Source organism: Burkholderia sp. B21-005, from assembly GCF_020843965.1.
GTDB classification, from domain to species: Bacteria; Pseudomonadota; Gammaproteobacteria; order Burkholderiales; family Burkholderiaceae; genus Burkholderia; species Burkholderia ambifaria.
Map to the genome: position 1 here is coordinate 344,028 of NZ_CP086301.1, position 13,507 is coordinate 357,534.

The following is a 13,507-nucleotide window of genomic DNA, read 5'->3' on the forward strand; positions in this document are numbered from 1 at the left end:
AGAGGTCGATGAAGAAGAAGCCTGCGGGGACCATGGTTCGCTCGATCGCGCTTGGCGGCGCGCTGATGTTCGGTGTGCAGCATGCGGCGTTCGCCGCGACGGAAATCCAGTTCTGGCATGCGATGGAGTCGGCGCTCGGCGAGCGCGTGAACGAGCTCGCCGCGCAGTTCAACGCATCGCAGAGCGACTACAAGATCGTGCCGGTCTTCAAGGGCACCTACGACCAGGCGCTCGCGGCGGGCATCGCCGCCTATCGCAGCGGCAACGCGCCGGCGATCCTCCAGGTCTATGAAGTCGGCACCGCGACGATGATGCAGGCGAAGAAGGCTGTCGTGCCCGTCTACGACGTGTTCAAGCAGGCCGGCGTGCCGCTCGACGAAAAGGCGTTCGTGCCGACCATCGCGAGCTACTACAGCGATGCGAAGACGGGCCATCTCGTGTCGATGCCGTTCAACAGCTCGACGCCGGTGCTGTACTACAACAAGGACGCGTTCAAGAAGGCCGGGCTCGATCCGAACCAGCCGCCGAAGACGTGGGCGGACGTGCAGGCCGATGCGGAGAAGCTGCGCAAGTCCGGAATGGCCTGCGGCTTCACGACCGGCTGGCAGGGCTGGATCCAGCTCGAGAACTACAGCGTGTGGCACGCGCTGCCGTTCGCGAGCCGCAACAACGGCTTCGACGGCACCGACGCGGTGCTCGAGTTCAACAAGCCGCAGCAGATCGCCCATATCGCATTCCTGCAGCAGATGCAGAAGGACGGTACGTTCACGTACGCGGGCCGCAAGGACGAAGCGTCCGCGAAGTTCTACAGCGGCGACTGCGGGATCCTGACGACGTCGTCGGGTGCGCTCGCGAACGTGCAGAAATTCGCGAAGTTCAGCTACGGCACGGGCATGATGCCGTACGACGCGAACGTGAAGGGCGCGCCGCAGAACGCGATCATCGGCGGCGCGAGCCTGTGGGTGCTGGCCGGCAAGGATCCGGCGACCTACAAGGGCGTCGCGAAATTCCTCGCGTTCCTGGCCTCGCCGCCGATCGCCGCGAAGTGGCACCAGGAAACGGGCTACCTGCCGGTCACGACGGCCGCGTACGACCTCACGCGCCAGCAGGGCTTCTATGCGAAGAACCCGAGCGCGGAAACCGCGATCAAGCAGATGATGAACAAGCCGCCGCTGCCTTACACGAAGGGGCTGCGTCTCGGCAACATGCCGCAGATCCGCACGGTCGTCGACGAAGAGCTGGAGCAGGTCTGGGGGCAGAAGAAGTCGCCGAAGGACGCGCTCGACTCGGCCGCCTCGCGCGGCGACGAGCTGCTGCGCCGCTTCGAGAAGTCGGGCGGCTGAGCCCGCATCGCGTCCGTGCCGCCGGCCGCCGCCTCGCGCATGCGCGCGGGCCGGCGGCGCGGTTCCCTTTCCGTTTCGCCTGACCGGATGCCCGCGATGCAATCCCGTTCCCGTTTCGGCGCGAGCCTGCTGCCGTACCTGCTGATCGCGCCGCAGCTCGCGATCACCGCCGTGTTCTTCCTGTGGCCGGCCGGCGTCGCGCTGTGGCAGTCGACGCAGATGCAGGATGCGTTCGGCACGTCGAGCGAATTCGTCGGCTTCGCGAACTTCACGCACCTGTTCGCCGATCCGCTGTACCTCGACTCGTTCCGCACGACACTGGTGTTCAGCTCGCTCGTCACGGTGAGTGGGCTCGTCGTGTCGCTGCTGCTCGCCGCGTGCGCCGACCGCGTGATCCGCGGCGCGCGTGTGTACCGCACGCTGCTGATCTGGCCGTACGCGGTCGCACCGACGATCGCCGCCGTGCTGTGGGCGTTCCTGTTCAACCCGAGCATCGGCCTCGTCACCTATGCGCTCGCAAAGTGCGGCATTGTCTGGGATCACGCGCTGAACGGCGGCCAGGCGATGTTCCTCGTCGTGCTCGCGTCGGTGTGGAAGCAGGTGAGCTACAACTTCCTGTTCTTCTATGCGGGGCTGCAGGCGATTCCGCGCTCGCTGATCGAGGCGGCGGCGATCGACGGTGCCGGGCCGGTGCGGCGGTTCTTCAACATCGTGCTGCCGCTGCTGTCGCCGACAAGCTTCTTCCTGCTGGTCGTGAACCTGGTCTACGCGTTCTTCGACACGTTCCCGGTGATCGACGCGGCCACCGCGGGCGGCCCCGCGCAAAGTACCAAGACGCTGATCTACAAGATCTTCACGGAAGGCTTCCAGGGGCTCGACATCGGCAGTTCGGGCGCGCAGTCGGTCGTGCTGATGATCATCGTCGTCGGGCTCACGGTGATCCAGTTCCGCTTCGTCGAACGCAGGGTGCAATACGCATGATCGAAAATCGCAAGGGTTTCGACCTGTTCTGCCACGCGGTGCTGGTCGCGGGCGTCGTGGCGATCGTGTTCCCCGTCTACGTCGCATTCTGCGCGGCGACGATGAACGCGCAGGAGGTGTTCACGATCCCGCTGTCGCTGGTGCCGAGCACGCACCTGCTGGAGAACATCGCTTACATCTGGGGGCACGGCAGCGGCGGCACGACCGCGCCGTTCGGCCGGCTGCTCGTCAACAGCTTCGTGATGGCGCTCGGGATCGCGGTCGGCAAGATCGCGGTGTCGATCCTGTCCGCGTACGCGATCGTCTATTTCCGCTTCCCGTTCCGCAACACGGCGTTCTGGCTGATTTTCATCACGCTGATGCTGCCGGTCGAGGTGCGGATCTTCCCGACCGTGCAGGTGGTGTCGACGCTGCACCTGACGAACGCCTACGCGGGGCTCACGCTGCCGCTGATCGCGTCGGCGACGGCGACCTTCCTGTTCCGCCAGTTCTTCATGACGCTGCCCGACGAGCTGATGGACGCCGCGCGCATCGACGGCGCAGGGCCGATGCGCTTCTTCTGGGACGTCGTGCTGCCGCTGTCGAAGACGAGCATCGCGGCGCTGTTCGTGATCACCTTCATCTACGGCTGGAACCAGTATCTGTGGCCGATCCTGATCACGACGGAGGCGTCGCTGTCGACGGCGGTGGTGGGCATCAAGACGATGATCGCGAGCGGCGACGCCGCGACCGAATGGCAATACGTGATGGCGGCGACGCTGCTGGCGATGATTCCGCCGCTCGTCGTCGTGCTGGCGATGCAGCGCTGGTTCGTGCGCGGCCTCGTCGATTCCGAGAAATGAACACGGACGGCAACCGGGAGAAGGACCAAGTATGGCTGCGCTGAGCTTGAAGGGCGTCAGGAAATCCTACGACGGCAAGCAGCACGTGCTGCACGGCATCGACGTGGAGATCGCCGACGGCGAATTCATCGTGCTGGTCGGCCCGTCGGGCTGCGGCAAGTCGACGCTGCTGCGGATGATCGCGGGGCTCGAGACGGTGACGGACGGCGAGATCGCGATCGGCGACCGCGTGGTCAACGCGCTGGAGCCGAAGGATCGCGACATCGCGATGGTGTTCCAGAACTACGCGCTGTACCCACACATGACGGTCGCGCAGAACATGGGCTACGGGCTGAAGATCCGCGGCATCGAGCGAGCGACGATCGACTCGCGGGTGGCCGCGGCCGCGAAGATCCTCGAACTCGAGCCGCTGCTCGCGCGGCGCCCGCGCGAACTGTCGGGCGGCCAGCGGCAGCGCGTCGCGATGGGGCGTGCGATCGTGCGCGAGCCGTCGGTGTTCCTGTTCGACGAGCCGTTGTCGAACCTCGATGCGAAGCTGCGCGTGCAGATGCGGCTCGAGATCCAGCGGCTGCATGCGCGGCTCGCGACGACGAGCGTGTACGTGACGCACGACCAGATCGAGGCGATGACGCTCGCGCAGCGCGTGATCGTGATGAACCGCGGCTATGCGGAGCAGATCGGCGCGCCGGTCGACGTGTACGAGAAGCCGGCGACGGTGTTCGTCGCGGGCTTCATCGGCTCGCCGGCGATGAACCTGATGCATGGCCGGCTGTCGGAGGATGGTGCGACGTTTGCGGTCGCGGGCGGCGGTCCGGCGCTGCCCGTCGCCGGCGCGCCCGGCATCGGCACCACGATCGCCACCGGGCGCGACTGGGTGCTCGGCGTGCGCCCGGAGCACATGACGCCGCAGCCGGGCGTCGCGCAGGCGACACTGCCGGTCGATTCGTGCGAGTTGCTCGGTGCGGACAACCTCGCGCACGGCCGCTGGGGCAACCACGACGTCGCGGTGCGCCTGCCGCATGCGGTTCGTCCCGCGCGCGGCACGGCGCTGGGCGCCGCGGTGCCCGCGCACCGGCTGCATTTCTTCGATCCGGAGACCGGCAAGCGTGCCGGCTGAACCTGCTGCACTTGCCGAGAGACCGACGATGACCCTTCGCACCGACTGGCCCTATCCGCGCGTGGTCGCTCATCGCGGCGGCGGCACGCTCGCGCCGGAGAACACGCTTGCCGCATTCGACGAGGGCGCGCGGCGCGGTCACCGGATGGTCGAATTCGACGCGAAGCTGTCCGCCGATGACGTGACGTTCCTGCTGCACGACGACACCGTCGACCGCACGTCGAACGGCAGTGGGCCGGCGGCGGGCATGCGTTATGCGGCGCTGGCCGCGCTCGACGCCGGCGCGTGGTTCGACGCGCGCTTCGCGGGCGAACGGATGCCGACGCTCGAGGCGGCGGCGGCGCGCTGCATCGCGCACGGGCTGGCGGCCAACGTCGAGATCAAGCCGTGCCCGGGCCGCGAGCGCGACACGGGGCAGCGCGTGGCGGCCGACGCCGCCGCGTACTGGCACGGCGCGGCGGTGCCGCCGCTGCTGTCGTCGTTCTCGTTCGATGCGTTGCAGCAGGCGCGCGCGACCGTGCCGGCGCTGCCGCGCGGGATGCTCTATGAAGCCGTGCCGGACGACTGGCATGCGCAGGTCGTCGGGGCGCTCGGCTGCGTTTCGTTGCATGCAGACCACAAACGGCTCGACGAACCTCTCGTGCGCGCGATCAAGGCGGCCGGGCTGCGCATCCTGGTTTACACGGTGAACGACCTCGAACGGGCGCGCGAACTTGCCCGCTGGGGCGTCGACGCGGTCTGCACGGACCGGATCGACCTGATCGGCCCGACGGCACTCGACGACATCGTGTAGCGCCGCGCGCCCCGGGCAAAATCCTGTCCGGGAACATGCCTGACGCGAAAAAACGACGCCCCGGCGGGATTCCCGCCGGGGCGTTTTGCATCGTGGAGACGTTACGTCGGGAAAAATCCGCTACAAATTGCAGCAGGATTAACCATTCCCCAAATATTCGACTACGCTTAGAAGCGGTAGCCGACGTTCAGGTACGTGACGATCGGGTTCAGCGAGATCTTCGCTTTCGACGTTTCGGTCAGGGTGCCGACCGGCGTTCGGCGGGCCGTCGTGAAGGTTGCGGTCACGCTGACCGGGATGTACGAGATCGACAGGCCACCGAACCAGTGTTTCGTGAAGTTGTACGTGAAGCCGGCGTTGAGCACGGGCGCCCACTGGTTGCTGGTCGTGGCGCTGGTCGGGCCGCCGAGCACGCCGTTCTCGAAGCTGCTGTTCGTGATCTTTGCGCCGGTGAACCAGACATACGTGGCGCCGACGCCGAGATACGGACGGAACTTCGCGTTGGCGTCGTTGAAGTGGTAGCGAAGCAACAGGGCGGGGCTCCACTGGTACGCACGGCCGAGTATGCCGAACTTTTCGAACTGACCCTTGCCGGTAATGTCGAACTTCGGCGGTATCCCCATGACGAGCTCGGTGGAGATGTGGTCCGTAACGAAGTAGCCAGCTGCGAGCCCGAGCGTATCGGCGTCGTTGATGCCGGCGCCCGTGTTGGGAATCGATTGGTTGATGGGCGTGCCGCCGACGCGGTAGAGGAACAGCGGGTCGCTGCTGTCCTGCGGTGCGAGGTGCAGCCAGCCGGTGCTGACGTAGAAATCACCTGCGGATTGTGCGTGTGCCGTGCCGCCCGCAAATGCGAATGCGAGCGTTGCGGCCCCCGTAATGGCCAGTTTTCGTTTCATTGTGTCTCCTCCGATCAAAGGCGTGCTCATTATGACGACTGCGTTTAAAACCAAACAAGCTCGCAAGTTAGAGCTTTCTCCCTAGGATTCGCACGACCGTACGCTTCCGCGCCCCGTAGGGACAGGCATTCTACGCAGGTGCGCAATTTCGGACCTTCGGGTATTTCCTAACGCGTTCAAACGGACATTCAGCATGGCACGGTTAGCACGACTCTACGTTCCCGACCAGCCGCAGCACGTGATACTGCGCGGCCTGGATCAGCAACCCGCGTTCGTCGACGACCAGGACTACGAACTCTTCATCGATTGTCTGAAGGCCGCGGCCCGCGATCACCATCTTTCGGTGCATGCCTATGTGCTGCTCCCGCGTCAGGTGCAGCTCCTCGTGACGCCGAGCGACGAGGCGAGCCTGCCGAAGGCGATGCAGGCGGTCGGCCGCCGCTACGTCGCGCATTTCAACCGCCGCTATTCACGTCGCGGCACCCTGTGGGAAGGCCGCTATCGGGCGACCGTGATCGAAGGCGAGCGCTATTTCCTGCTCGCGAGCCGCGTGGTCGAGATGAGCCCGGTCCGCGCGCAACTGGTCGCGACGCCCGACGCCTATCGCTGGTCGAGCTTCCGGCACCACGTCGGGCTGACCGTCGATAGCCTGATCACCGATCATCCGCTCTACTGGGCGCTCGGCAACACGCCGTTCGACCGGCAGCGCGCGTACAAGGAGCTGTGCGAACAGCCGCTCGACGAGCGGCAGGCCGACCAGCTCCAGCAAGCGACGCTGAAGGGCTGGGTGCTCGGCGGCGAGAACTACCGCGAGTGGGCGGCTCGCACCGCGAATCGTCGCGTGTCGCCGCTGCCGCGCGGACGCCCCAGAAAGGTGCGTGAAAACACGCCGCCCATCCAGCAATAGCGCGGAACAGGCGGATCACGAGGCGGCGCTGCGGGCGCCGCTTCTTTTTGCACCAAAACGATACGGCCCCAATAAAACAGCACCAGATCAGCGCACGGCTTTAATTGGGGATCGATCAAGCGGTTTTTGTTGCTATTCCTTTGATTCGTCGCGTATATTCCGAATTCCGGTGGCCCGGGTGAAGCTCGCCCAACCACTGTCGGCCGTGCCGTCTCCCGTCGGGAGCGGGATCGACGGCAACAAAAAAATGGTTCAACGGCCCTCGAGGCCCCCTTTACGACGGTGTCCCCATGAACGACCACCAGAAGCCGCTCGCCGCGGTGCCCGCCGCACAAGGTCTGTACGACCCGCAAAACGAACACGACGCCTGCGGCGTCGGCTTCGTCGCACACATCAAGGGCAAGAAGAGCCACGAGATCATTCAGCAGGGTCTGAAGATCCTCGAGAACCTCGATCACCGCGGCGCAGTCGGTGCCGATCCGCTGATGGGCGACGGCGCCGGCATCCTGATCCAGATTCCGGACGCGTTCTATCGCGAGGAAATGTCGAAGCAGGGCGTGACGTTGCCGCCGGCCGGCGAATATGGGGTTGGGATGATCTTCCTGCCGAAGGAAAACGCGTCGCGTCTCGCGTGCGAGCAGGAGCTCGAGCGGACGGTGCGGGCAGAGGGGCAGGTCGTGCTCGGCTGGCGCGACGTGCCGGTCGACCATTCGATGCCGATCTCGCCGACGGTAAAGGCGAGCGAGCCGCTGATCCGCCAGATCTTCATCGGCCGCGGCAAGGACATCATGGTGACGGACGCGCTCGAGCGGAAGCTGTACGTGATCCGCAAGACCGCGAGCCACCGCATCCAGGCGCTGAAGCTCAAGCACGGCAAGGAATACTTCGTGCCGTCGATGTCGGCGCGCACGGTCGTCTACAAGGGGCTGCTGCTGGCAGGTCAGGTCGGTGTGTATTACCGCGACCTGCAGGACGCGCGCGTCGTGTCGGCGCTCGCGCTCGTGCACCAGCGTTTCTCGACCAACACGTTCCCGGCATGGGAACTCGCTCACCCGTACCGGATGATCGCGCACAACGGTGAGATCAACACCGTGAAGGGCAACGTGAACTGGCTGAACGCGCGTACCGGCGCGATCGCGTCGCACGTGCTCGCCGACGACCTGCCGAAGCTGTGGCCGCTGATCTACCCGGGCCAGTCGGACACCGCGTCGTTCGACAACTGTCTCGAACTGCTGGTGATGGCCGGCTACCCGCTCGTGCACGCGGTGATGATGATGATCCCGGAAGCGTGGGAACAGCACACGCTGATGGACGACAACCGCCGCGCGTTCTACGAATACCACGCCGCGATGATGGAGCCGTGGGACGGCCCCGCCGCGATCGCGTTCACCGACGGCCGCCAGATCGGCGCGACGCTCGACCGTAACGGCCTGCGCCCGGCGCGCTACATCGTCACGGACGACGATCTCGTCATCATGGCGTCGGAAGCCGGCACGCTGCCGATCCCCGAATCGAAGATCGTCAAGAAGTGGCGCCTGCAGCCGGGCAAGATGTTCCTGATCGACATGGAACACGGCCGCATCATCGACGACAAGGAACTCAAGGACAACCTCGCGAACGCGAAGCCGTACAAGAGCTGGATCGACGCCGTGCGCATCAAGCTCGACGAGATCGAGCCGAAGGCCGAGGACGTCGCGGCCGGCCGCACGCAGGGCGCCGCGCTGCTCGACCGCCAGCAGGCGTTCGGCTATACGCAGGAAGACCTGAAGTTCCTGATGGCGCCGATGGCGCAGCAGGGTGAGGAGGCTGTCGGTTCGATGGGCAACGACTCGCCGCTCGCGGTGATGTCGAACAAGAACAAGACGCTCTATCACTACTTCAAGCAGCTGTTCGCGCAGGTCACGAACCCGCCGATCGACCCGATCCGCGAAAACATGGTCATGTCGCTCGTGTCGTTCATCGGCCCGAAGCCGAACCTGCTCGACACGAACAACATCAACCCGCCGATGCGTCTCGAAGTGTCGCAGCCGGTGCTCGACTTCAAGGACATCGCGAAGATCCGCGCGATCGACCAGTACACGGGCGGCAAGTTCAGCGCATACGAGCTGAACATCTGCTACCCGGTCGCATGGGGCAAGGAAGGCATCGAGGCGCGCCTCGCGTCGCTGTGCGCGGAAGCTGTCGACGCGGTCAAGTCGGGCTACAACATGCTGATCGTGTCGGACCGCAAGACGGACGCCGAACACGTCGCGATTCCGGCGCTGCTCGCCACGTCGGCGATCCACACGCACCTCGTCCAGCAAGGGCTGCGCACGAGCACGGGCCTCGTCGTCGAGACGGGTTCGGCACGTGAGACGCACCATTTCGCGCTGCTCGCGGGCTACGGCGCGGAAGCCGTGCACCCGTACCTCGCGATGGAAACGCTCGCGAAGATGGCGGAAGGCCTGCCGGGCGACCTGTCGCCGGAGAAGGCCGTCTACAACTTCACGAAGGCGGTCGGCAAGGGTCTGCAGAAGGTGATGTCGAAGATGGGCATCTCGACGTACATGTCGTACACGGGCGCGCAGATCTTTGAAGCGCTCGGCCTGTCGAGCGACCTCGTCGAGAAGTACTTCAAGGGCACGGCTTCGAAGGTCGGCGGCATCGGCCTGTTCGAAGTTGCGGAAGAAGCGATCCGCCTGCACCGCGATGCGTTCGGCGACAACCCGGTCTTGCGCGACATGCTCGACGCGGGCGGCGAGTACGCGTACCGCGTGCGCGGCGAAGACCACATGTGGACGCCGGACTCGATCGCGAAGCTGCAGCACGCGACGCGCAGCAACTCGTACCAGACGTACAAGGAATACGCGCACCTGATCAACGACCAGACCAAGCGCCACATGACGTTCCGCGGCCTGTTCGAGTTCAAGGTCGAGCCGACCAAGGCGATCCCGATCGACGACGTCGAATCGGCGAAGGACATCGTCAAGCGCTTTGCGACGGGCGCGATGTCGCTCGGTTCGATCAGCACCGAGGCGCACGCGACGCTCGCGATCGCGATGAACCGGATCGGCGGCAAGTCGAACACCGGCGAAGGCGGCGAGGACCAGAAGCGCTACCGCAACGAGCTGCGCGGCATTCCGATCAAGTCGGGCGAGACGCTGAAGTCGGTGATCGGCGACGAGATCGTCAGCGACATTGCGCTGAAGGATGGCGATTCGCTGCGTTCGAAGATCAAGCAGGTCGCGTCGGGCCGCTTCGGCGTCACCGCCGAGTACCTCGCATCGGCCGATCAGATCCAGATCAAGATGGCGCAGGGTGCGAAGCCGGGCGAAGGCGGCCAGCTGCCGGGCCACAAGGTGTCGGAATACATCGGCAAGCTGCGGTACTCGGTTCCGGGCGTCGGCCTGATCTCGCCGCCGCCGCACCACGACATCTACTCGATCGAGGATCTGGCGCAGCTGATCCACGACCTGAAGAACGTGAACCCGAGCTCGAGCATCTCGGTGAAGCTCGTGTCGGAAGTGGGCGTCGGCACGGTTGCGGCCGGTGTCGCGAAGGCGAAGGCCGATCACGTCGTGATCGCCGGCCACGACGGCGGCACGGGCGCATCGCCGCTGTCGTCGGTCAAGCATGCGGGCACGCCGTGGGAACTCGGTCTGGCCGAAACGCAGCAGACGCTGGTGCTGAACCGCCTGCGCGGCCGGATCCGCGTGCAGGCCGACGGCCAGATGAAGACGGGCCGCGACGTCGTGATCGGCGCGCTGCTCGGCGCGGACGAATTCGGCTTCGCGACGGCGCCGCTCGTCGTCGAAGGCTGCATCATGATGCGCAAGTGCCACCTGAACACGTGCCCGGTCGGCGTCGCGACGCAGGATCCGGTGTTGCGTGCGAAGTTCAAGGGCCAGCCCGAGCACGTCGTGAACTACTTCTTCTTCGTCGCTGAAGAAGTGCGCGAGATCATGGCGCAGCTCGGCATCGCGAAGTTCGGCGACCTGATCGGCCGCGCCGACCTGCTCGATACGCGCAAGGGCGTCGAGCACTGGAAGGCGAAGGGCCTCGACTTCTCGCGCGTGTTCTACCAGCCGGAAGAGTGCGAGGACGTCGCGCCGCGCCACGTCGACGTGCAGGATCACGGCCTCGAGCGCGCGCTCGACCACGTGCTGATCGAGAAGGCGAAGGCCGCGATCGAGAACGGCGAGCATGTGTCGTTCATCCAGCCGGTGCGCAACGTGAACCGTACCGTCGGCGCGATGCTGTCGGGCGTGATCGCGAAGAAGCACGGCCACGACGGCCTGGCCGACGACGCGGTGCACATCCAGCTGAAGGGCACGGCCGGCCAGAGCTTCGGCGCGTTCCTCGCGAAGGGCGTGACGCTTGACCTCGTCGGCGACGGCAACGACTACGTCGGCAAGGGCCTGTCGGGCGGTCGGATCATCATCCGCCCGACCAACGACTTCCGCGGCAAGTCCGAGGAAAACATCATCTGCGGCAACACGGTGATGTACGGCGCGATCGAAGGCGAGGCGTTCTTCCGCGGCGTCGCGGGCGAGCGTTTCTGCGTGCGCAACTCGGGTGCGACGGCGGTCGTCGAAGGCACGGGCGACCACGGTTGCGAATACATGACGGGCGGCACGGTCGTCGTGCTCGGCGAAACCGGGCGCAACTTCGCGGCCGGCATGTCGGGCGGTCTCGCGTACATCTACGATCCGGAAGGCACGTTCGCGGCGAAGTGCAACAAGTCGATGGTCGCACTCGATCCGGTGCTGCAGCAGGCCGAGCAGGAGCGTACGGTCGACCGCGCGCTCTGGCATGCAGGCATGACGGACGAAGCGCTGCTCAAGGGGCTCGTCGAGCGTCATTTCCAGTTCACGGGTTCGCCGCGCGCGAAGTCGCTGCTGGAAAACTGGGACGCGGCGCGCCGCCAGTTCGTGAAGGTGTTCCCGCACGAATACAAGCGCGCGCTGGGCGAGATCGGTGCGAAGAAGGCGGCGAAGGAAGTACTGGCCGCCTGAGCGACGAACGACATAGCGAATGCCGCGCGCGCATGACTGCCGCGCGCGGCTCCCCCACCCGATACACCGAACAGAAGAGCACCTTATGGGCAAGGCAACCGGTTTTCTGGAGTTCGAACGCCGCCACGAGGCGTACGAAGCACCGCTCACGCGCGTGAAGCACTACAAGGAATTCGTCGCGGCACTGACCGACGCGGACGCGAAGGTCCAGGGCGCGCGCTGCATGGATTGCGGCATCCCGTTCTGCAACAACGGCTGCCCGGTCAACAACATCATCCCGGACTTCAACGATCTCGTTTACCGCCAGGACTGGCAGCAGGCGATCGAAGTCCTGCATTCGACCAACAACTTCCCCGAGTTCACGGGCCGCATCTGTCCGGCGCCGTGCGAGGCAGCGTGCACGCTCGGGATCAACGACGATCCGGTCGGCATCAAGTCGATCGAGCACGCGATCATCGACAAGGCCTGGGCGGAAGGCTGGGTGAAGCCGCTGCCGCCCGAGCACAAGACCGGCAAGACGGTCGCGGTCGTCGGTTCGGGCCCCGCGGGCCTCGCCGTCGCGCAGCAGCTCGCGCGGGCGGGCCACGACGTGACGGTGTTCGAGAAGAACGATCGCATCGGCGGCCTGCTGCGTTACGGGATCCCCGACTTCAAGCTCGAGAAGTGGCTGATCGATCGCCGCATGCGCCAGATGGAAGCGGAAGGCGTGACGTTCCGCACCAGCGTGTTCATCGGCAAGGATCCGCTGCCCGAGTCGATCGGCAGCCTCGCGAAGGAAACTATTTCGCCGGAGCAGCTGAAGGAAGAATTCGACGCGGTCGTGATCGCAGGCGGTTCGGAAACGCCGCGCGACCTGCCGGTGCCGGGCCGCGAGCTCGCCGGCGTTCATTTCGCGATGGACTTCCTGCCGCAGCAGAACCGCGTAAACGCGGGCGACAAGCTCGTCGATCAGCTGCTCGCGAAGGGCAAGCACGTGATCGTGATCGGCGGCGGCGATACGGGTTCGGACTGCGTCGGCACGTCGAACCGTCACGGCGCGAAGCAGGTCACGCAGTTCGAGCTGCTGCCGCAGCCGCCGGAAGAGGAAAACAAGCCGCTCGTGTGGCCGTACTGGCCGATCAAGCTGCGCACGTCGTCGTCGCACGAAGAAGGCTGCGAGCGTGACTGGGCGGTCGCGACGAAGCGTCTCGAAGGCAAGAACGGCAAGGTCGAGAAGCTGATCGCGGTGCGCATCGAGTGGAAGGACGGCAAGATGCAGGAAGTGCCGGGTTCCGAGTTCGAGATGAAGGCTGACCTGGTGCTGCTCGCGATGGGTTTCACGCAGCCGGCAGCCACCGTGCTCGAGGCGTTCGGCGTCGCGAAGGATGCGCGCGGCAACGCGCGTGCGGCAACCGAAGGCGATCGCTCGTACTACACGTCGGTCGACAAGGTGTTCGCGGCAGGCGACATGCGTCGCGGCCAGTCGCTCGTCGTCTGGGCGATCCGCGAAGGCCGCCAGTGCGCGCGCTCGGTCGACGCGTATCTGATGGGGCATTCGAACCTGCCGCGATAAGCGCGGTTCGCGGGCCACTGTCGTATCAGCCGGGCGTCCGAAAGGGCGCCCGGTTTTTTTATGGCCGGCGCCCGCAGGT

General features: G+C 65.7%; 9 protein-coding genes. 8 read left to right on the forward strand and 1 reads right to left on the reverse strand.

Going from position 1 to position 13,507, the window contains the following annotated elements; all coding sequences use genetic code 11:
- Positions 1-8 precede the first annotated feature (8 nt).
- The 5 genes from ugpB to ugpQ all read left to right on the forward strand — a co-directional run bounded on the left by ugpB (position 9) and on the right by ugpQ (position 5,076).
- Positions 9-1,343 carry a sn-glycerol-3-phosphate ABC transporter substrate-binding protein UgpB gene (gene ugpB / locus LMA02_RS01605; RefSeq protein WP_166722455.1) on the forward strand — a complete coding sequence of 445 codons (1,335 nt, stop codon included), beginning with the start codon at positions 9-11 and terminating at the stop codon, positions 1,341-1,343.
- A gap of 96 nt (positions 1,344-1,439) precedes the next feature.
- Positions 1,440-2,324, forward strand: a complete 885-nt coding sequence (gene ugpA, locus LMA02_RS01610; protein WP_228906580.1) for a sn-glycerol-3-phosphate ABC transporter permease UgpA — start codon at positions 1,440-1,442, stop codon at positions 2,322-2,324.
- On the forward strand, positions 2,321-3,166 hold the full coding sequence (ugpE, locus tag LMA02_RS01615) for a sn-glycerol-3-phosphate ABC transporter permease UgpE (protein ID WP_228906582.1): 846 nt from the start codon (positions 2,321-2,323) through the stop codon (positions 3,164-3,166). The genes ugpA and ugpE overlap by 4 nt, the downstream gene beginning before the upstream one ends.
- Positions 3,167-3,197: 31 nt before the next feature.
- Entirely contained in the window at positions 3,198-4,283 is a 1,086-nt protein-coding gene (locus LMA02_RS01620; protein WP_228906584.1) for a sn-glycerol-3-phosphate import ATP-binding protein UgpC, read from the forward strand.
- A 28-nt stretch (positions 4,284-4,311) separates the two neighbouring features.
- Positions 4,312-5,076: a glycerophosphodiester phosphodiesterase gene (gene ugpQ / locus LMA02_RS01625; protein ID WP_228906586.1), complete on the forward strand. Its 765-nt coding sequence runs from the start codon at positions 4,312-4,314 to the stop codon at positions 5,074-5,076.
- A gap of 167 nt (positions 5,077-5,243) precedes the next feature.
- Here ugpQ and LMA02_RS01630 read toward each other — a convergent pair whose 3' ends face one another.
- Positions 5,244-5,975, reverse strand: coding sequence for an OmpW/AlkL family protein (locus LMA02_RS01630; protein WP_228906591.1), 732 nt, complete (start codon positions 5,973-5,975; stop codon positions 5,244-5,246).
- Positions 5,976-6,168: 193 nt separating this feature from the next.
- Between LMA02_RS01630 and LMA02_RS01635 the strand changes: the two genes are divergently transcribed.
- From LMA02_RS01635 to LMA02_RS01645, 3 genes are all read left to right on the forward strand, one after another.
- Complete coding sequence (locus LMA02_RS01635; RefSeq protein WP_228906593.1) at positions 6,169-6,882, forward strand: transposase; 714 nt, start codon at positions 6,169-6,171, stop codon at positions 6,880-6,882.
- A 290-nt stretch (positions 6,883-7,172) separates the two neighbouring features.
- Positions 7,173-11,876, forward strand: coding sequence for a glutamate synthase-related protein (locus LMA02_RS01640; protein WP_228906595.1), 4,704 nt, complete (start codon positions 7,173-7,175; stop codon positions 11,874-11,876).
- Between the two features lie 85 nt (positions 11,877-11,961).
- Positions 11,962-13,428, forward strand: coding sequence for a glutamate synthase subunit beta (locus tag LMA02_RS01645; protein ID WP_228906602.1), 1,467 nt, complete (start codon positions 11,962-11,964; stop codon positions 13,426-13,428).
- Positions 13,429-13,507 lie beyond the last annotated feature (79 nt).

Bases quoted from the DNA above. Each gene is read 5' to 3' on its own strand.
- ugpB (WP_166722455.1), top strand. From the start codon at position 9: ATGAAGAAGAAGCCTGCGGGGACCATGGTTCGCTCGATCGCGCTTGGC.
- ugpA (WP_228906580.1), top strand. From the start codon at position 1,440: ATGCAATCCCGTTCCCGTTTCGGCGCGAGCCTGCTGCCGTACCTGCTG.
- ugpE (WP_228906582.1), top strand. From the start codon at position 2,321: ATGATCGAAAATCGCAAGGGTTTCGACCTGTTCTGCCACGCGGTGCTG.
- LMA02_RS01620 (WP_228906584.1), top strand. From the start codon at position 3,198: ATGGCTGCGCTGAGCTTGAAGGGCGTCAGGAAATCCTACGACGGCAAG.
- ugpQ (WP_228906586.1), top strand. From the start codon at position 4,312: ATGACCCTTCGCACCGACTGGCCCTATCCGCGCGTGGTCGCTCATCGC.
- LMA02_RS01630 (WP_228906591.1), bottom strand. From the start codon at position 5,975: ATGAAACGAAAACTGGCCATTACGGGGGCCGCAACGCTCGCATTCGCA.
- LMA02_RS01635 (WP_228906593.1), top strand. From the start codon at position 6,169: ATGGCACGGTTAGCACGACTCTACGTTCCCGACCAGCCGCAGCACGTG.
- LMA02_RS01640 (WP_228906595.1), top strand. From the start codon at position 7,173: ATGAACGACCACCAGAAGCCGCTCGCCGCGGTGCCCGCCGCACAAGGT.
- LMA02_RS01645 (WP_228906602.1), top strand. From the start codon at position 11,962: ATGGGCAAGGCAACCGGTTTTCTGGAGTTCGAACGCCGCCACGAGGCG.